This window comes from Pseudomonas sp. Tri1 (genome assembly GCF_017968885.1).
Lineage (GTDB): Bacteria > Pseudomonadota > Gammaproteobacteria > Pseudomonadales > Pseudomonadaceae > Aquipseudomonas.
In genome coordinates this window covers 4,677,869-4,698,136 of record NZ_CP072913.1, presented here as the reverse complement: position 1 = coordinate 4,698,136, position 20,268 = coordinate 4,677,869, and the positions used below count along the sequence as shown (strand labels likewise).

General features: G+C 63.4%; 11 protein-coding genes and 1 pseudogene. 3 read left to right on the top strand and 9 right to left on the bottom strand.

Going from position 1 to position 20,268, the window contains the following annotated elements; translation table 11 throughout:
- Window positions 1-664: 664 nt before the first annotated feature.
- From J9870_RS20195 to pvdM, 5 genes are all read right to left on the bottom strand, one after another.
- Window positions 665-4,801, bottom strand: a complete 4,137-nt coding sequence (locus J9870_RS20195; RefSeq protein WP_210639695.1) for a non-ribosomal peptide synthetase — start codon at window positions 4,799-4,801, stop codon at window positions 665-667.
- A gap of 37 nt (window positions 4,802-4,838) precedes the next feature.
- On the bottom strand, window positions 4,839-6,497 hold the full coding sequence (locus J9870_RS20190) for a cyclic peptide export ABC transporter (RefSeq protein ID WP_210639694.1): 1,659 nt from the start codon (window positions 6,495-6,497) through the stop codon (window positions 4,839-4,841).
- 239 nt (window positions 6,498-6,736) lie between these two features.
- Window positions 6,737-7,612: a formylglycine-generating enzyme family protein gene (locus tag J9870_RS20185; protein WP_210639693.1), complete on the bottom strand. Its 876-nt coding sequence runs from the start codon at window positions 7,610-7,612 to the stop codon at window positions 6,737-6,739.
- 24 nt (window positions 7,613-7,636) lie between these two features.
- Window positions 7,637-8,917: an aminotransferase class V-fold PLP-dependent enzyme gene (locus J9870_RS20180; RefSeq protein ID WP_210639692.1), complete on the bottom strand. Its 1,281-nt coding sequence runs from the start codon at window positions 8,915-8,917 to the stop codon at window positions 7,637-7,639.
- Window positions 8,914-10,284 carry a pyoverdine-tailoring dipeptidase-like protein PvdM gene (pvdM, locus tag J9870_RS20175; protein WP_210639691.1) on the bottom strand — a complete coding sequence of 457 codons (1,371 nt, stop codon included), beginning with the start codon at window positions 10,282-10,284 and terminating at the stop codon, window positions 8,914-8,916. The genes J9870_RS20180 and pvdM overlap by 4 nt, the downstream gene beginning before the upstream one ends.
- 328 nt (window positions 10,285-10,612) lie before the next feature.
- On the opposite strand from pvdM, the gene J9870_RS20170 reads away from it, so the two are divergent.
- Window positions 10,613-12,235, top strand: a complete 1,623-nt coding sequence (locus J9870_RS20170) for a PvdJ/PvdD/PvdP-like protein (RefSeq protein ID WP_210639690.1) — start codon at window positions 10,613-10,615, stop codon at window positions 12,233-12,235.
- Between the two features lie 148 nt (window positions 12,236-12,383).
- On the opposite strand, the pseudogene J9870_RS20165 reads toward J9870_RS20170, so the two are convergent.
- The 4 genes and pseudogenes from J9870_RS20165 to J9870_RS20150 form a co-directional block, all read right to left on the bottom strand.
- A pseudogene (locus J9870_RS20165) lies at window positions 12,384-12,709 on the bottom strand (DUF6124 family protein).
- A 496-nt stretch (window positions 12,710-13,205) separates the two neighbouring features.
- Window positions 13,206-14,600, bottom strand: coding sequence for an efflux transporter outer membrane subunit (locus J9870_RS20160; RefSeq protein WP_210639689.1), 1,395 nt, complete (start codon window positions 14,598-14,600; stop codon window positions 13,206-13,208).
- 10 nt (window positions 14,601-14,610) lie between these two features.
- Entirely contained in the window at window positions 14,611-16,581 is a 1,971-nt protein-coding gene (locus J9870_RS20155) for a MacB family efflux pump subunit (RefSeq protein ID WP_210639688.1), read from the bottom strand.
- Window positions 16,582-17,733, bottom strand: coding sequence for an efflux RND transporter periplasmic adaptor subunit (locus J9870_RS20150; protein WP_210639687.1), 1,152 nt, complete (start codon window positions 17,731-17,733; stop codon window positions 16,582-16,584).
- A 358-nt stretch (window positions 17,734-18,091) separates the two neighbouring features.
- Here J9870_RS20150 and J9870_RS20145 point away from each other — a divergent pair, with 358 nt between their 5' ends.
- Together J9870_RS20145 and J9870_RS20140 are read left to right on the top strand one after the other, a co-directional pair.
- Window positions 18,092-18,574, top strand: coding sequence for a sigma-70 family RNA polymerase sigma factor (locus J9870_RS20145; RefSeq protein ID WP_210639686.1), 483 nt, complete (start codon window positions 18,092-18,094; stop codon window positions 18,572-18,574).
- 145 nt (window positions 18,575-18,719) lie between these two features.
- Window positions 18,720-20,054, top strand: coding sequence for a SidA/IucD/PvdA family monooxygenase (locus tag J9870_RS20140; RefSeq protein WP_210639685.1), 1,335 nt, complete (start codon window positions 18,720-18,722; stop codon window positions 20,052-20,054).
- Window positions 20,055-20,268: the final 214 nt, after the last annotated feature.

Sequence of the window (20,268 nt, the reverse complement as noted above, 5' to 3'; positions counted from 1 at the left end):
GCCGAGGTGCCCACTGCGCAATACCTGCGTTCGGCCATCGTGGTTAACGGGGCGCCGAGATCAACGTCCGCCGCGAGGCGGCCTGACAGCCGGCCTGTTTTTTGATGACCGCATTTATCCTGTGGGGGCGGGGGTGCGGCGATCTGATTTGCTCGCGAAAGCGGAGGGTCAGTTTGCGGTGATGTTGGATGTGCCTGCGTCATCGCGAGCAAGCTCGCTCCCACAGGTTTCTGTGTTGTGTCCAGGCGCTGTGAACACCCACGAACCCCTGTGGGAGCGAGCTTGCTCGCGATAGCGGTGGTTCAGTTGCATAGGCGCTGGACATCTACTGTTTTTGTTTTGCTTTGCTTTGCTTTGCTTTGCTTTGCTTTTGATCTGGGACGCCCCATTAACCACGCTGGCCGAACGCAGGCATTGCGCAGTGGGCAACCCGGCATGGATGCCGGGTTAGCCGCGCTGGGCCAAGGATGGCCCTTCGCGGCGGCCCACGGAGCAATGCCTGCGTTCGGGCATGCCGAGCCTAAGCGAGGCACCAAGTGGTGGGGCAAAGCGTTTTTGGTTACTTTTGGCGCTCTTCCAAAAGTGACCCGCTGTAAGAGCGGAACCCTAAGCCGCCGTTACCGCAGCAACGGATATACACACCGACCCCAAGCGCTTTTCCCCTTCATATCGCACTGGCCAAAAAAACCTCAACCAGCGAATCAAGCAACCCATCATCAAAGATCATACCGCGGTGACGCAACGGCGAGCGCACCGAGCATTGCAGCTCCCCGGTCAAGCTGTACCCCTTGATCAGGCCCTCGCAGAATGCCAACTCTTCCGGCGTTTTTTCCGCCTGGGTCCACCAGCAACTAGGCCGTACCCGTACCGGTTTGAAGGTGAATCCGTCGAAGGCCTCCAGCAACCGATCATGCACCGAGAACGCCTGGGCGTTCATGACTTCATCCTTGACGCTCTGCACGATTGACAGCAAGTCGCCGCGCCCCGGCTCGATCTGGCGGGTAGCCCATTCATGGAAGGCCTGAACCGTGCTATCGGGATGTTCCTGACGGTAAGCCGCCGTACGTTCGGTGAGGGTGGGGAACAGCAGGTCGAAATATTCGATGGCCTCAAGCAGATCCTGGGAGGCCGGATCGGCGGGTTCTTCGTCAGGCAAATGCCGATGACGCGACAACGTCGCCGGATACAGGTGTTCGGGAATCGTGCTGTCCACCAGCCCGAGAAAGCTCACGGTGTGGCCCTGGCGTTCCAGCGTCGCCGCGATGTCCAGCGCAATGGTTCCGCCTAACGACCAGCCCATCAGGTAATACGGGCCTTGGGGTTGGGCGGTGACGATTTCCCGGCTGTAGTCGGCAATCATCTCGGCCCAGGCCTCAGGGTTTGCGTGGGGTTCGCTGAAGCCGCGGTGCATGACGCCGCTGACGCGCGCCCGTTGGTTGAGTTTGCGTGCCAAGGGCTGGTAACAGAACACGATGCCCCCGCTGGGGTGTAGGCAAAACAACTGCGGCGCACTGCTGGGAGCGTTGTTCAACGGGATGAGGCATTGGGTCTGCTCTCGATGATTTTGCGCAATGAACAGCGCCAGCTGTGCGACGCTCGGGTTGGCCAGCAACGCTTGCAGGCGCACGCTGATGTTCAGGCGGGCCTTGAGGTTGGCAATCAGCTCGATGGCCAGGATCGAATGCCCGCCCAGTTCAAAGAAGCTGTCGTTGATGCCCACGCGCTCGACCCTGAGGGATTGTTGCCAGAGCTGTGCCAGCGCCTGTTCCAATGACGTACGCGGCGCCACGTAATCGGTTTGCCGGAGAGCGGCATCAGGTTCCGGCAAGGCCTTGCGGTCGAGCTTGCCATTGGCATTGAGCGGCCAGTGATCGATGAACAGCAGGTGACTGGGCACCATGTAGTCCGGCAATTGCGCTTTGAGGGCGGCCAACAGGCCTTCGCGTAACTCGGCCGTGGCCGCTTGCGCGGCAATCACGTAAGCGACCAGTTGCAGGCCGGCGGGGCCTTCATGGGTCAACACGACACAGTCCCGGACCGCTGGCAGCGTTTGCAAACGTGCCTGGATTTCCCCCAGTTCGATGCGGAAACCGCGGATCTTGACCTGATGATCCAGGCGCCCGATGTATTCGATGCTGCCATCGCTGCGGTAGCGTGCCAGGTCGCCAGTGCGATACAGGCGGCCACCCGGCAGGGGATCGAACGGGTCGGGGATAAAGCGGCTGGCGGTCAGGTCGGCGCGCTGGTGGTAACCACGGGCCAGACCGGCCCGGCCGACATACAACTCACCGATGCAACCCTTGGGCACCGGGTTCAGATGGGCGTCGAGCAAGTACCAGGACAGGTCGACGATGGGCTGGCCGATAGGGCTCGCGGTCTCGCTGTGCAAGTCGTCGATCGACAGCGGTCGCCAGGTGACATGGACCGTCGTTTCGGTGATGCCATACATATTGATCAATTGCGGCGACTGGTCGCCGAAGCGTTCGAACCAGGGGCGCAAGCTCTGCACGTCAATCGCCTCGCCGCCAAAAATGACCTGGCGCAACCGGTGGTCAAGGGGCTGGTCAGGCGCGCAGGCGACTTGCAGTAACGCCTTGAATGCCGAAGGCGTCTGGTTGAGCACTGTGACGTTTTCCTGGCAAACCAGAGCGTAGAAATCCTGGGGTGAACGGCTCACGGCGTGGGGCACGATGACCAGTCGGCCGCCGTGCAGCAGCGCGCCGAAAATTTCCCACACGGAAAAGTCGAAGGCATAGGAATGGAACAGGCACCAGACGTCCCGGTGATCGAAGCCGAACCAATGGTCCGTGGCCTGGAACAATCGGCTGACGTTGTGGTGCGCCAGCAAGGCGCCTTTGGGCTGGCCGGTCGAGCCTGAGGTGTAGATCACATACGCCAGGTTATCCGGGTGCATCGGCACATCCGGATTGTGCTCGGGGTAGTCGCCATTGGCGTCGACAGGGTCGAGCGACAGGCAGTTGATGTCGGCGGGCAACGCCAGGGATTCACGCAGATGAGCCTGGCTCAGGATCTGCGTCACGCCGCTGTCCTCGATCATGTAAGCCAGGCGATCGGCCGGGTAGGCCGGGTCCAGCGGCACGTAGGCACCGCCGGCCTTGAGGATCGCCAGCAGGCCGATGATCATTTGCGGTGTGCGCTCGGCGGCGATACCGACCAGCACGTCGGGCCCGACGCCTTGTTCGATCAGTCGATGGGCCAGTCGATTGGCCTGGCGGTTGAGCTCGGCGTAGCTCATGTGCTGCCCTTCAAAGGTCAGGGCTATGGCCTCACCGGTGGCGGCGGCATGGGTTTCGATCAACTGGTGCAAGCAGTGTTCACGGGGCAGCCGGGTCGGCTGGCGGTTCCAGTCGTGCAGGGTGTGCTGGCGCTCATCAGCACTGAGCAAGTGCAGTTCGCCGAGGGCGCGTTCAGGTGTTTCGATCAGGCCCCGCACCAGGTTTTGCCAGTGGCCGGCCATGCGCTCGATGGTTTCAGTGCGGTAGAGATCACGGCTGTATTCGAACGTCGCCAGTATCTGCTGCTGTGAATAGTCGACATCCAGCGCCAAGTCGAACTTGGCCTGGCTGTCGCCTGTGTCGAGAAACTCCAGGGCCAGTTCGCCTTTGGACGAGGTCGACAGGGGCGCAGAGCCGGTGCGCCAGTTGAACAAGACCTGGAACAAGCCCTGCGTGCCGGGACGTTGCAGTTGATCGAGGATCAGCTCCAGCGGGTAGTCAGCATGTTCCAGGGCCGCGAGGGACTGGGCGCGCAAACTGCGCAGAAAATCCAACGCGCTGTGGGTCGAGTCGATCCGCGCTCGATACACCTGGCTGCTGACGAAGAATCCCACCAGGTCCTGGCTTTCATGGCTGTTGCGGTTGGCATTGGGCACGCCGACGGTGAAGTCGTGCTGGTTGCTGTAGCGGCCCAGCAACAGTTGCCAGGCACCCAGCGCCACCACGAAAGGCGTAAGCCCCTGGCGTTGGCAGAACGCGTTCAGGGCCTGGGTCACGGCGGGGGCAAGCGTCACCTGCACGCGTCCGGCCCGGTGTTGCTGGCTTGCGGTGCGGGGAAAATCCAGGGGCAATTCCAGCGTGGGCAGATCGTGGCCCAGGTAGTGACGCCAATATTCGCCGCTACGCTGGCATTGCGGACTTTGCAAATACTCGCCTCGCTGGTGGGTGGCGTAGTCGGCGTATTGCATGGGCAACGGCGGCAGCGGCGATGGATCGCCGAGCGAGGCCTGGGCGTAGGCCAGGGTCATGTCCTGCATGAGGATCGTGTTGGACCAGGCGTCGGAGACGATGTGATGCATGTTGAGCAGCAGCACATGTTCGTCGCTGTCCAGCCTGAGCAGCGTTGCCCGCATCAGCGGCGCGCGGCTGAGATCGAACGGTTGCCGGGCGTGCAGCTCGATGCGTTGTGAGAGCGTTACGGCACGCGTCTGGGGGGCGAGGGCGCTGAGGTCCTCCCGATACAGGGTGAGGCAGGCGTTGCGCTCGACCACCTGAACCGGCGCAGCGTCGATGTCATTGAACGCGGTGCGCAGGATGTCGTGGCGGTCGATGACCCGATTCAGCGCCTGTTCCAGGGCGTCGGCATTGAGCTCGCCCGTCAGGCGCAGGGCGCGTGGCAAGTTGTAGGCCGAACGGGCCGGGTCACGCTGGTGCTCCAGCCACAGGCGCTGCTGGGCGAAAGACAGGGGCGCGCGGTCCAGTCGGCCGTTGGACCTGGTGTGCACGTCGCGAGCGACATCCTCCAGCAGCAGCGTCAGCAGATCATCATCTAGCAGTTCGTTCATGGTGTTCTCGCGGCAAATAGCATGGCGTCGGACGGGCTCAGGCAAACGCCGCCGGAGCTTTTTCACTGATGACCTGACCGGCCTGCATCCGGACCAGTTGATCGGCGATGTCGAAATAGCGGTCGTCGTGGGAAATCACGATGATGGTTTTACCCAGCGCCTTCAGCTCCGGCAGCAGTTCGGTGTAGAACACGCGGCGAAACACCGGATCCTGGTCGGCGGCCCATTCGTCGAACACCAGCACCGGGCGCTCCTCAAGCCAGGCGTTGAGCAACGCCAGGCGTTTGCGCTGGCCAGTGGAGAGGTCAGTGGTGCTGAAGGCGCCGTCCTGAATGCTGACCTTGTGGGCGATTTCCAGACGCTCCAGGTAGCGGTTGGCGTTTTTGGGCACCTGTTGATCGCCCTGGACCAACTCATCGAACAGGTAGTAGTCGGCAAAAATCGTGGTGAACAACTGGCGATAATCGTCCCGTTGCGCAGCCCCTACCGGCGTGCCATCCAGGAGGATTTCACCGCCCTGGGGGAGATAGAGGCCCAGCAGCAGTTTGATCAGCGTGGTCTTGCCGCCACCGTTTTCACCGACGATGAACACAATGTCCCCTTGGGTGATGGACAGGTTGACCGGTCCCAGGGCGAAGGGTTGGCTGCCTTCGACCACCGGGAAGGCGTAGTGCACATCACGCAGCTCAAGCTGTTGGATCGTAGGTTTGCAAGGCTGCTTGTCGTTGAGCAGCAGGTGCGGCTCCGGCGAGGAAAACTGCTCGGCCAGTTCAGCAATGCGCTTGAACGCAACGTTCGCCCGGCTGATCACCGGCAATGTCATCACCAGGTATTCCAGCGGACCCTTCATGTACAACAGCACCAGTACGAAACCGCTGAGCACGACCCTGTCCGTGCCCAGCCACAGCGATTGCAGGGCCAGGACCAGGCCAATGACCACAAAAAACAGCATCGAGCCGAAGGTCTTGGCCACCACGAAGGTGTTGACCGAACGGATGTTGGTGTCGCAGATGTAATCGGCAGTCGCTTCGATGCGCTGGCTGAACATGCGCTGGCGGCGTGGGCGATGAATGCGCAGTTCCTTGGCCCCGGCGGCGATCGCGCCGTAGTGTTTCTGCAGCGCGTCTTCGGCCTCACGGGCGGCTTCGAAACCCCTGATGCCACGGGCCCGCGCCAGGTACTGCACGACCGTGCCGATCACCAGGGCCACCAGCAGCAGCAAGAACATCGGCAGTGACAGGTAGGCCAGGTAACCCAGGCAACCGAGGGTGACGGTGAAGGCGATGGCCAGCGGCGCGAACGAAAAGGCGAAGTCGCTGACGGTGTTGACGTCGTGGGTCAACACCGGGATGAGCCGATGGCTGCGATAGCGTTCGATCTGCTCGATGGGCGCCAGCAGGACTTTCTTGCCCAGGGATTTACGCAGCTCGGCGATGATGTTCTGGCCGACATGGTTGGTGCCGATGTCGGAAAGGATCGAGGTCAGCAGCGCCGCCGCGCAAAGCCCGGCGAACGTCGCCAGCACCTGCGGCGTAGGCGTTGTGGCGGCGTTCAGGGCGTCATTGATGGTTGCCAGCAGAGCAGTGATGCTCAGGCCGCCCAGCATGCCCAAGAGGATGGAGCCTACGACAATCAGCCGGAAGGGTTTGAGCAGGCTGAACAGTTCACTGATCACCCCGCGGGTTGGTTGGCTCATGGAGGTTTCCCTGCTTGATGAAAAGGTCGAAGGCCGTCGCGGGTGGTTGCCGGGAGGGCTTTAGGGCGCAGGCGCGCTGGATTGGGTTGCGCCCATCTTTAGAACGATTGGAGGGGAGGGGAATTTATCCTGTGGGAGCAAGGCTTGCCCGCGATGAAGGCGATGCGGTTCTCTGTGAAATCGAGGTGTCTGCATCGCGAGCAAGCTTTGCTCCCACATGGGGCCGTGCTGTGTTCGGCCTACATATCCCGCGCCACCCGGAAACCGATCCAGTCGCCGCGATCACTTGGCACCAGGGCGTTGCGGTTGCCGGAGCGGGAGAACACCGGTGCCTCGCCCCAGTCGTTGCCGCGGATGCGCTTGAACTCGCACTTGCCGGTCAGCCAGGCGCTGCCGTCGCTCGGGGCGCCCACGTAGTTTTCGTTGTAGCAGTCGGCGGTCCATTCGTAGATGTTGCCGTGCATGTCATACACGCCAAAGGCATTGGGCGCGAAGCTGCCGGCCGGGGCGGTGAAGTTGTAGCCGTCGGCCGCGCCGTAGGTGTTGGCGTGTTGGGCGATGCTGTATTCCTTGCCCTCATCGAACGGGAAGGGGAACGGGCCGGTGCTGCCGCCGCGTGCTGCGTACTCGCGCAGGGATTCGCTGACCAGCCGGTATTGTTTGCCGGTTTTTTTCGACAGCCAGGCCACGTAAGCGTTGGCCTCGGCGAAATCCATGCACACCGCCGGGTGTCGGTCGGTGTATTGCTTGCGCGGGTCGCTGCCCTGGTAATCCGGGATGCCGGCCTTGCAGGCGCGGCCGGGGCGCTTGTCGCCGTCGGGCATCTGGTAACCGGTGTCGCGCAGGTAGGCGAACCATTCACCCTTCAATACCTGGAAGCGGCTGATCGCCAGTGGCTTGGCGAAGGTCACCGGGTGTATCGGCCCCTCATCAGGCTCGCGGCCCACTTCGTCTTCCGGGGTGCCCATCTGGAAGGTGCCGGTAGGCAGCACGACCATTTCCGGGCAGTCCTTGCAGTCGCGAAAGACCTGGCCCGGTTGCGAGGCCTGGGCGCCGGAGGGCTGCAGGGCGACGAGGGCCAGTGCCGGGAGTAGCTTCAAGGAAAAACTGTTCATCCGTCTCTCTCGATAAAGTCAGGTTCAGAGTGTCTTGGCCAGCAAGCCCATGAAGCGATCGATCTCGGCTTCGGTGTTGAGCAACCCCGGCGCGGTGCGGATTACCGGCCCGGCGTCGCGATGCACGGCGTCGGCGATCACCCGGTTCTTCATCAGGTAGCCGGCGATCTCATCGCTGTCGCGACCCTTGACCCGGAAGAAGGTGAAACCGGCGGACAAGTCCGGGCTCAGGGGCGTGACCAGTTCGATCTGCGGCAGCGCCACCAGCTGTTTTTTCAGGTAGGTGTTGAGGGCATGAATGCGCGCCTGAACCTCGGCCTTGCCCAGTTGCAGGTGCAGCTTGAACGCTTCGTCCGCCGCCCAGCGATGCTCGAAAGCGTGGTAACCGCCGGGCGTCATGGTGGTGGAAAACGCCGTGGCTTCGGAGAAGGTCGGAATGATCGGCGTGACGTACTTGACCTCCTCGCTGCGGCTGCACACCAGGCCGGTGCCACGTGGGCCGAACATCCATTTGTGAGTGCCGGCGATGAAGAAGTCGCAGTTCATCGCCGGGAAGTCCAGGTCCTCGACGCCGAAACCGTGCACGCCGTCCACCACGTAGATGATCCGTTGCTCATCGCTGCGACCCTGGTTGTGCTTGTCCACCAGGGCGCCGATCTTGTCGATGGGCAGTTTCACGCCGCTGCCCGAGTGTACCCAGGTCATACCCAGCACCCGGGTTTCGGGGCGGATGTTGCGGTCGATGGCGGTGAGGATTTGCTCGTGGCTGGCGTCGTGGGCGTTTTCGAACAGCTTGATCTTGCGTACCCGGGTGCCGTCCCGTTGGGTGCGCAGCTCAAGAATAGTGTGGGTGGCGTAGTGTTCGTGGGCGGTGGTGAGGATCTCCTGATCGGCTGCCACATGGACGCCGCCATAGATTATTGACAGGCCCTCGGTGGTGCTGCCGGTCAGAGCGATCTGCTTCGGGTTCGCTTGCAGATAACGTCCGGCCCAGGTCCGCACGTTTTCTTCGCGTTCTTCGGTGACGCCCAAATCCCAGTCCATCAACAGCCCCGGGTTTTTGTCCAGGGCCGCGCGGTGCTTTTCGATGGCCTCGCGCACCGGGCGCGGGTGGGTGGTGACCAGGAAATTGGAGAAGTGCAGGTAGTCGGGATCCTGGTCGAACAGCGTGCGCAATTGCGCCCATTTGTTGCGGGGCAGTGGCGGTAGCGAATCGGCGTTGGCAGTGGTGGGAAGGCTTGCGGCCAGTGGCAGGCCGGCGGCGAGGATCCCGGCTTGCTTGAGAAAGGTACGGCGTTCATTCATGGCTGGACGGCCTTCTGGTTCGAGGCCAATGCGGGTTTTGCGGCTTGCTGGACCTGATCCCAGACCCGCAGGAAATTGCCGCCCCACAGTTTGGCGATGTCGGCTTCGGAGTAGCCACGGGTGAGCAGTTCGGCGGTGACGTTGCGAATGTCGCCAACGTTCTCCCAACCTTTGACGCCGCCGCCTTCATTGAAGTCCGAGCTGATGCCGACATGGTCGATACCGATCTTGCGCACGGTATAGTCGATGGCATCGCCCAGGTCCTTGAGGCTGGCCTTGGGTTCTTCTTCGAGGATGGCGTAGAGCTGGCTGGCGTATTCGCCAAACCTTTGCTCCGGCCAGGCGGCGATGATCGGGTCGCCCGGCATCAGCGCCATCGCCAGGTTGGGCAGCGGCGGCAGGTCGAAACGCTCGCGCAGCGCGTTGAGTTTGTCCTGGGTCTTTTGCGTCAGTGGGCGCAGGTACTGGGAGAAACCGACGATCTGCACCACGCCGCCGCTGGCCTTGATCAGCTGCATTTCCTTGTCGCTGAGGTTGCGTGGGATGTCGACCATGGCCCGGGGCGCCGAATGGGAGGCCACCAGTGGCGTGCGGCTCAGTTGCGCGACTTGCTCCAGGGCCTGGGTCGACATTTGCGACACGTCGATGATCACGCCCAGGTCGTTCAGACGCGTCACCGCTTGCTTGCCAATTTCCGAGAGGCCGCCGAGGGCGTCGGGCGAGTCGTTGAAGAACGGCAGCGGCCGCGAGGAGTCGGCCCAGTCGTTGTTGCCGATGTAGCTGAAGCCGAACATGCGCATGCCGCGCGCCGTCCACAGGTCCAGCAGGTTCAGGTCGTGCCCCAGCGGGTAGGCGTTGAGCATGCTGATGAAAATCGCAAACTTGCCTTCGCCGTGCAGGCGCCGGAAATCATCCGGGGTGTAGGCGATGGCGACCTGGTTGGGAAAGTCGCGGACCAGGCCGGTGATGATCTTGTAGCGCACCTCCTGCTGGTTGCGCGCCTCTTCGACGAAACCGGCGGTGGGCTTGTGCGGGGCGTTGAGGCCGTTCCAGATCTCGGGCCAGCCGAACACCGTCAGCGCTGCGCCGGAGAGCTGCCCGCGATTGGCTTTGACCAGGTCGAACTGGCCGCTGCCGTCCTTGTCGGCTTCGTTGCCGGCGGTGCCGAAGTCCAGCGGCACGGTGATGTGGCTGTCGAAGGACAGCAGGCGCTCGTGCAGCTCCTTGGCCTCTTTCATCACCTTGACCGGGTAGCCGGGGTTGTCCCGCCACCAATGGTCCCAGGCCGCCAGGCCGCCACCCACGGCCAGCGCCAGGACCAGGGGCACGCCGGTGAAAAGAGCCTTTTTCGAACGTGGTGTTGTCATTGCCGATCTCAGTCAGGTTCGCCTTGGAAGGACAGGCGCAGGGGCCTTTGCTATCTGGGGAGAACGAGTGATCGGCGGGGAAATTTAGGTGGCCTTCAGGCCCTCATCGCGAGCAAGCTCGCTCCCACATTGGAGCGCGGTCACCTGTGGGAGCGAGCTTGCTCGCGATGGCGGTCTGACAGTCGACCGATCCCTCGCGGATGTACCTGATCCATTGTGGGAGCGAGCCTGCTGGCGATGAGGCCCTCACAGCCTCTATAAATTTGTCAGCCCCCCCATCGTTCTAGCTTGGATAAAGCCCGCTCCAGGGCCGAACACAGGTAAGGCAATGACGATTTCTCGACGATGGTTCATGGCAGGCCTGGCGCTGACCGGTGCCGCCGTGCCTGCGGTGTATTACGGGCATCGCGAACTGACCCGGCCGGACCCCACCATCACCCCCGGCGAGGCCTCGTTCGATGTGGCCGACGTGGCAGGCCAGCGCCGGGCCGATACGCTGCGGGGGATCTGGAGCATCCGCTTCACCGGGCGCGATGCCGGCCTCGACGGCTTACCCCGGGACGATCTGCAAGTGCTCCTCGATATCGGCCACAAGGGCCGTGGCCTGGTGGGTTACCTCGACACCGCCGAACGCCTGCGTGCCGGGGATGAACCCCGTTATCGGGTGTTGGGGGATCTGGCCGGCACCGACCCGAAGCAACTGAGCTGGCGCTTGATCGGCGCCCAGTCCTGCGGTGGCGCGCCGGACTATGAGTTCACCATGACCCTGGACGAAGTCTGGGCCGGCTTCGGCAATGCCGGCAGCGCGACCCTCAGCGGCCGTGTGTCGCGGCTGGACCGTCCGTTGGCCCTGCCGGAACTCGACAATCAGTTCATCGCCGTCAAGCAGCGCTTCCCCGAAGCCCGCGAGCGCACGCCGCTGAGCCCGGCGTTGCTGGCCTGGCTGGTGTCGCCCGAGCATCGGTTGTTCCACCAGCTCTGGCATGCCTCGCGGGACAAGTGGCACACCCTGGACGAGGACAAACGCAACGCCCTGCGTGGTATCGGTTGGCAGCCCGGCCCACGGGATCAGGAACGTGACGCCCGCGGCCCGCGCAAGGATCGCAATGGCTCGGGCATCGACTTCTTTTTCATGCACCGGCACATGCTCGGCACCGCGCGTTCGATCCAGCCGCTGCCATCGTGGTCGCGCTTTCCGTTGCCGCAACCGGAGCTGGAGCGTGATCGCCAGGGGTTCGCCCGCTATTTCGACAACCACGACGGCACCGCCTTGCCGCCCACCTGGCTGGCCGATGGCGACGAGCAATACGCCCAGTGGGTCAGCGACATCAAGACTGCCGAGACCTACCACAGCAACTTCCAGGTCTGGGAATCGCGCTACCGCGACCCGCGCTATTTGGCGAAATTGACCCTGGGCCAGTTCGGTTCGGAAGTGGAACTGGGCCTGCACGACTGGCTGCACATGCGCTGGGCCTCGGTGCCGCGCGATCCGTCCAACGGCCACCCGGTGCCGTTCGCCCGCGACCCGGACGATTTCGCCGCACGCTGGTATGCCCCGGAAAACGACTTCCTCGGCGATCCGTTTTCCTCCCACGTGAGCCCAGTGTTCTGGGCCTTCCACGGCTGGATCGACGACCGCCTCGAAGACTGGTTCCGTGCCCACGAACGCTTCCATCCGGGCGAAGTGAGCCGGCTTGAAGTCAACGGTGTGCCTTGGTTCGCCCCAGGCCGCTGGGTGGAAATCGCCGACCCCTGGCTGGGCCCGGACACCCACGGCTGCAGCACCACGCCTGGGTTGCAAGCCGGACGCTCGGTGGAAATGGACCCGGAAACCATGAAACTGGCTCTGCGCATCACCTTCGGCAGCGATGACAAGAAACTCTCCGAACTGTTCCGCCGCGTGCCGCAACGGCCTTGGTATGCGCGCAATCTCAAATCCAAGCCGGTGTGAACGCTGGCTTACTGATCGTTCCCACGCTCTGCGTGGGAATGCCTCTACGGACGCTCTGCGTTCGGCTCTTTGGGACGCGGAGCGTCCCTGGCTGCATTCCCACGCGGAGCGTGGGAACGATCGAACGCTGCTGTGGCTGGAAGGGGTGTTAACGCGGCGCGGCGATGTCCAGGGCGCGGTTCGCCAGCAGCTCACTCAGCTCGACCATCTGCTGGATCCCCAGGGCAAAACTTCGTCGTGCGCCTTCCAGATCAAAGGCCAGTTCGTTGGCCATGACATTGACCGACGCCAGGGTTTCGCTGAGGTTGGCCAACAGGCATTCCAGGTCCGCGCCTTCCGCCACGGTGAACAACTGGCCCGGTGGTGGAGTGGGTTTTTCGGGTTTGGGGTCGAGGTAAAAGGCGAGCGCGCGGTCGGCGGCTTCGTCGAGTTTTTTGGAGTCGCCTTCGGGGGATTGGGGGTGATCTTGAACATGGTGTAACTCCTAGTATTCATTTTCAGGAGCCGACACCCTCGCTACCAAACGATGGGGTGGCGGCCGTACGCGGGTTGGTAGACCGGAGCACTAGGAACCCGGCGCGCCCGAAGACGCCCTGCGCACGGCCACCATGAAGCAGACGCCGAGACAGCATCTGTAGGAGGTGGCGCTTGCGCCTAGTTAACTCGCGGGCTACCAAACCCGATCGCTGAAATCAGCGACCCGGAAACAGTAAAAGCCACGAGCCAGGCAGACAAGCCGACGGATTCTGGCGCAGTTGTAGGTAACGGCGCAAGGCGACGTAGCTTGGCTCGAGAGTCCTACATGGCCGGATAAACAGAACCAAAGCCGAACACCCTTTATGAAGAGGGGAGTTATCTGTGGCGAGGGAGCTTGCTCCCGCTCGGTTGCGCAGCGACCGCAAAATCCTGGGGCTGCTGCGCAGCCCAGCGGGAGCAAGCTCCCTCGCCACGATGTCACTTGGCTTTAGCCTTACATCACTTCCCAACCCCCACCCAACGCCCTATACAACGCCACACTCGCCTGCACCCGCGCCAGTCTCAATTGCACGTTCATGTCCTGGGCGGCATAGAGCGTGCGCTGGGTTTCCAGCACCGTGAGCAAATCTTCAGCCCCGGCCTGGTAGCGGCTCTGGGCGAGGTCGAAGGCGGTCTGGGCCTGCTTCAGTTCTTCGCTTTGCCACTGCCGTTGCTGCTCCAGGCCGTTGATGCTGTTCAGGGCTTTTTCGACGTCGGCGAAGCCGTTGATGATGGCGGCGCGGTAGAGCTCCAGCAGTTCCTCCTGGCGCGCGGTGGCTCGGTCGCGTTCGGCGCTCAGGCGGCCGTTGTTGAAGATTGGCGCGGCCAAACCGGCGGTGAGGTTGTAGAAGTTGTTGCGCAGCAATTGGTCGGCGATGTCGGCACCGGTGCCCAGGCTCAGGCCCAGGGTGACGGAGGGCAGCATGGCGGCGCGGGCCACGGTGATGTCGGCCTGGGCGGCGCTGAGGCGGGCTTCGGCGGCGGCGATGTCGGGGCGGCGGCGCAGCAGTTCACTGGGGACGCCGGCGTCGATGGACGGCCAGTGCAAACGGTCGAAGTTTTCAGCGTCGAGCCTGACCGATTGCACCGGCTGCCCCAGCAGCGCCGCCAGGGTGATCAAGGCGTCCCGGGCTTGTTGCTGCACCTGCGGCAACTGGCGCTGTTGGGCCGCCACCAGGCTTTTCTGCTGGGACAGTTCCAGGGCCGTGGCGCTGCCGGCGTCGTAGCGGGTCTGCACCAGGTCGAGCACGCGCTGGGCGTTGGCCAGGTTCAGTTCGGCGATGCGCTGTTGTTCGCGCAATGACAATGCCTGGGTGTAGCTGTTGGCGACGCTGCTGAGCAGGGTTAACTCCACGGTCGCGCGGTCGAACTGGCTGGCCGAGAGCGTGCTCAGCGCACTGTCCCGGGCCGCCCGTTTGCCGCCCCAGAAATCCAGCTCATAGCTGGCACTGAGGTTGGCGTCATAGTAATCGATGGTGCGGTTGTCCCGATCCACGTCCAACTGGCTGTAGCCCTTGCCCCGCAGCAACTCCTGGCGATTGCCGTTGAGCCCGGCCCTGATTTCCGGCAGCAGTGGCGCACCGGCAATGACGGCACTGGCCTGGGCCTGGCGCACCCGGGCCATGGCGGCGGCGAGGTCGTGGCTGTCCAGGCGCGCCTGTTCGATCAGCCGGTTCAATTGCGGGCTGCCGAACTGCGTCCACCATTGCTGGTTGTCCGCCCGAGTGCTGGGGGTATCGAGGTTTTGCCAGGCCGCTGGCGGCTGGATGCCGCTGTCCGGGACCGGCAACGGGCTGGCGCAAGCCGCCAGTAACAGGCCGGTCGCCAGGAGGGTCAAGTGCGCTTTCATAGGATGAGGTTCATTCACTGGTGAGGGCCGCGACCGGGTCGAGGCGGGCCGCCTTGCGGGCCGGCATGAAACCGAAGACAACGCCGGTGACCAGGGCGCAGCCGAAGGCGCCGAACACCGCCAGCCATTCGAACGCCACGGCGATTTTGCCCAGCAATAAGGCACCGCCCACCAGCAGGGCCAGGCCGATACCGGCGAGGCCGCCGACCACCGAGAGCATCACCGCTTCGGTGAGGAACTGGCGCAGGATGTCGCGCTGGCGAGCGCCGGTGGCCATGCGAATGCCGATCTCACGGGTCCGTTCGCGCACGGTCATGAGCATGATGTTCATCACCCCGATGCCACCCACCAACAGCGAAATGGCGGCGATGGCACCGAGCATCAGCGACAGCGTGCCCTGGGTGCGGGCCTCGGCCTGGATCATTGCGGCGTTGTTGGTCAGTTCGAAATCCTGCTTGCCGTCGTGCAGGCGCAACAGCGTTCGGGAGACGGCTTGTTCGGCTTGCTTGACCTTGCCCGCGTCCTTGGCGGCGATCACCACGTACTCGGGATGACGACTGCCGAACAGTCGCACGCTGGCGGCGGAGTAGGGCACGGCGATGCGGTTGTCGGCGTCCGAGTCCCCGGAGCTGGCGCCTTTTTCCGCCAGTACGCCAACCACCTGGAACGGCATGTTCTCGATCAGGATGTAGCGGCCGATGGGGTCGGCGACATCCTTGAACAGTTTCTGCCGGACCTTGTGACCGATCACCGCCACTGCGGCCGCGTTGCGCTCATCGGCCTCGCTGAAGTAATGGCCCTGGACCACCGGCCAATTGAAAATGAGCGGGAAGTTCGTATCGTTGCCGCCCACGTAGCTGGTGTGGTCGAGGTTGCCGAAGCGCACGCTGGCTTCGGCGCCGTTGACCGGCATGATCCGCTGCACCTCGGGCAGGGCGGCGAGGGCGGCCAGGTCATCGTCGCGGATGATGCCCTTGGCGGCGCGCGGGCTGGGGGCGCTGCCGTTGAGGTAGATGATGTTGGAGCCGAAGGCGCCCATCTGGGCCATGACCTGGCGCTTGCTGCCTTCGCCCACCGCCAGCATCACCACCACCGAGGCCACGCCGATGATGATGCCGAGCAAGGTCAGGGCGGTGCGGAAACGGTTTATCCACATCACCCGCCACGCCGCCTGCACCGCGTCGAGCAACTCGCCTTTCCAGGCACCGGTGTGTTCGCTGCCGGCGCTCAGGCGCTGGCGCAGGTCCACGGCCTGCAATGCCTTGGGGTTGGCCTGTGGGGTGGCGGGTACAGGGCCGGCGCTGTCGCTGATGATCTGCCCGTCGCGGATTTCGATGATGCGCTTGGCCCGGGCCGCCACCTCGCGGTCGTGGGTGATCAGGATCACCACGTGGCCCTGGCTCGCCAGTTCGTCGAGCAAGGCCATGACCTCGATGCCGCTCTGGCTGTCGAGGGCGCCGGTGGGTTCGTCGGCGAGGATGATGTGACCGCCGTTCATCAACGCCCGGGCAATCGACACCCGTTGCTGCTGACCACCGGACAATTGATGCGGGCGGTTGCCAGTGCGGCTGGCCAGGCCCAGGCGTGCGAGCAGGGCACTGGCGCGGGCATGGCGTTCGGCGGCCGAGGTGCCGGCGTAGATCGCTGGCATCTCGACGTTTTCCTGGGCGGTGCCGGAAGGGATCAGGTGATAGCCCTGGAACACGAACCCGAAGGCCTCGCGCCGCAGCCAGGCCAATTCATCGCTGCCCAGATGGGCGACGTCTTCACCGGCGAAACGGTACTCGCCGCTGGTGGGGCGGTCGAGGCAACCGAGGATGTTCATCAGGGTCGATTTGCCGGAGCCGGACGCGCCGACAATCGCCAGGAATTCCCCGGCATGAATGGATAAATCGATGCCGCGCAGCACCTCCACCCGAGGGCTGTCGCCACCGCCGTAGGCCTTGCGAATGTCCCGCAGTTCGATCAGGGGCGTGTTCATTCAGCCTCCACTGCCGACAGCCGGGTCGATCAGCACCCGCTCGCCCTCATTCAGGCCATCGACGATCTGGGTGCGCAGTCGATCGCTGACGCCGGTGCGCACGGTCCGTGGCTGAACCTCGCCGTTCTCGGCCAGCACCTGCACTTGGCCGGTGTTGTCTTGCAACGCGGCGCTGGGCACGGTCAGGACGTCGTGGGCCTGGGCGGCGACGAAAAACACCTGGGCGGTCATGTCGGTCATCAGGGCGCGGTCGGCGTTGTCGACGTCGAGCAACACGGTGTAGAGCACCACCCGTTCGCTGCCACTGCGCCCGCCCGTGGGGCTGCCGCCCTGGCTGGCCTCCAGCGGCCGTGGCGGTACCGGCAGAATCTGCCGAACGGTGCTGCTCCAGCGCCGGGAACCGCCGGCCAGGGTGGTGAAGTAGGCGGTCATGCCCGGTTTGACGTGGCCGATGTCGGCTTCCGAGACTTCGGCCCAGACCGTCATCGGTGATAGACGGGCGATGCGCAGGATCAACGGGGTTTGCTGCTGGGCGTTGAGCGTCTGGCCTTCCCGGGCACCGACGGCGACCACGGTGCCGCTCATCGGCGCGTAGATCCGCGTGTAGCCTAACTCGGCCTCGTCGCTGCGCAGGCTGGCCTGGGCTTGGCGGATCTGCGCCTGGAACATGTCGATGCGTGCCTGGGTCGCTCGTACCTCGGCCTGGGCGGTCTGTACATCTTCCTCGCGGGTGGCGCCGCCGGCCTTGAGTTGCTGCTGGCGGCGGAATTTCTGCTGGGCCAGGTCGTGCTGGGCGCGCTGTTCCTGAAGCTGGGCCTTGAGGTTTTCAATGGAAAAGCGGCCAGCGTCCAACCGGGCTTTTTGTGTGGAAGGGTCGATTTCCACCAAGAGTTGGCCCTCGCGCACCTCGTCGCCGGCTTCCACGTGAATCTTCAGGATCTGTCCGGAGGCTTGGGCACCCACGTCGACATAACGTCGTGGTTGCAGGGTGCCCAGGGCGGTGACGCTGTTTTCGATATCGCCACGGGTGACGGGCGCGGTGACCAGGGGTTCACGGTTCGGTGCCACCGCTTGCCAGGCGGCGAAGGCCAGGGCTGGAAGCAGTGCGATAGTTAAAAGCCAGGCGCGTCGGGTAGGGCGGGGACGTTTCATGCAGGGTTCCGGCCGGTGGTGTCGGGCCCGTCGCATGGGGGGCAGGGACGGGAGGCTGTCTTGGTAAACGAGCGTTCCGGGCGGGAATTTAGCGGTGTGAAACACTTGGTAGCAGGTTGGGAAAATCAGTTGAAGCGCCACAGACCCCTGTGGCGAGGAAGCAAGCTCCCTCGCCACAAAAGCAGTACCTGGCGCCTACTTATCTGAATGAATCAGCCCGAATACAAACCAAAGCTTTAAATCTATATGAGAATTACTATAAATTACGCGATTGAATCTGCCACCATCGTGCCATTGCCTGCTTCAGGCATGCCGAGTGGCACAGGGATAGCTGGCGCGGCCATTGCGCACGGGAGTCATGTTGGAAAACTACTATCGCGAGCTGGTGTGTTTCCTGAACGCCAGGCTAGGCAACCGTCAGGCGGCCGAGGATGTGGTGCATGACGCCTATGTGCGGGTGCTGGAGCGCGCCAGCGACACCCCCATCGAACAGCCTCGGGCATTCCTGTATCGCACGGCATTGAACCTGGTGATCGATGGGCATCGGCGCAATACCCTGCGCCAGGTCGAATCCCTGGATGTGCTGGACAGTGAAGAGCGCTTCTTTACACCGTCGCCCCAGACCAGCCTCGACCATGGCCAGCGCCTGGACATGCTGCAGCGCGCCCTGGCCGAGTTGCCACCGCTGTGCCGCGAGAGTTTCCTGTTGCGCAAGCTCGAAGGCCTGTCCCACCCGCAAATCGCCGAGCGCCTGGGCATTTCCCGAGCATTGGTGGAAAAGCACATCGTCAACGCCATGAAGCACTGCCGCATTCGGGTGCGACAGTGGGATACGCATTAATCGGCCCACGCTGATCGCATCGCGGTAAATTTTTTTTCATTGTCCTCGTTCCTCTCAACAGACGACTTGCCGGCCCCACAAACGCTGGTCAGGTTCCCCAGGCTTTTTGCGCCCTGTTGCGGGGCTTCTCCAGAGGACACTGGACATGACACAGGCAATTGCATCGCCCGTCGTTCACGACTTGATCGGCATCGGCTTCGGCCCCTCGAACCTGGCGCTGGCCATCGCGCTGCAGGAGCGGGGCCCGGTCCAGGGCGAACTGGATGTGCTGTTCCTCGACAAACAGGCCGATTACCGCTGGCACGGCAACACCCTGGTGACCCAGAGCGAGTTGCAGATCTCTTTCCTCAAGGACCTGGTGACCCTGCGCAACCCCACCAGCCCTTACTCGTTCGTCAATTACCTCAAGCACCACGGTCGCCTGGTGGATTTCATCAACCTCGGCACGTTCTACCCATGCCGGATGGAGTTTAACGACTACCTGCGCTGGGTCGCCGGGCATTTCAGCGAACAGAGTCGTTATGGCGAAGAAGTGCTGCGCATCGAACCGGTGCTGCACAACCAGCAGGTTGAAGCGCTGCGGGTGATTTCCCGCAATACCCAGGGCGAAGAGTTCGTACGCACCGCCCGTTCGGTAGTGGTCAGTGCCGGCGGTACGCCGCGCATTCCCGAAGTGTTCAAGGCCTTCAAGGGTGACAGCCGGGTGTTCCACCATTCCCAGTACCTGGAGCGCATGGCGACCCAGCCGTGCGTGAGCGGCCAGCCGATGAATATCGCGATCATCGGCGGCGGCCAGAGCGCGGCGGAAGCCTTCATCGACCTCAACGACAGCTTCCCTTCGGTGCAAGTCGACATGATCCTGCGCGGCTCGGCCCTCAAGCCGGCGGACGACAGCCCGTTCGTCAACGAAGTGTTTTCGCCGGAATTCACCGACCTGGTGTTCCAGCAACCCCACAGCGAGCGCGAGCGCCTGGTCAACGAATACCACAACACCAACTATTCGGTGGTGGACATCGACTTGATCGAACGCATCTACGGGATTTTCTATCGCCAGAAAGTCTCCGGCGTGGCGCGGCATGCGTTCCGTACCTTGACCACGGTGGAGAAAGCCACGGCCACCGACGCCGGGGTGGAACTGACGGTACGCAACAACGCCACCGGCGAGCTGACCGTGCGCCGCTATGACGCGGTGGTGCTGGCCACCGGTTACGAACGGCAGATGCACCGCACGCTGCTAGGCCCGCTTGCACAGTACCTGGGTGATTTCGAGGTGGACCGCAATTACAAGTTGATCACCGACGAGCGCTGCAAGGCGGCGATCTACATGCAGGGCTTCTGCCAGGCCAGCCATGGCCTTAGCGATACCTTGCTGTCGATCTTGCCGGTGCGTGCCGATGAGATTGCCGGCTCGCTGTATGAACACGGGAACCATCGCGGGCAGGCTCGTGCGGTGCGAGATGTGTTGTTGGCCGCTGTGTAGGCCAGAGCCGCGCTACGCGCCAGTCAATGCAACGCAAAACCCTGTGGGAGCGAGCTTGCTCGCGATGGCGTAGTGTCAGTCAACTTCAATATTGGCTGAACTGACGCCATCGCGAGCAAGCTCGCTCCCACAGTTCTGGTCCCTGGGCAAGCCGGCCTCGGGTAACTCGCAGGAAATTCCTCAGAAACTTCCTACACTCACTGCACGCCTCCCG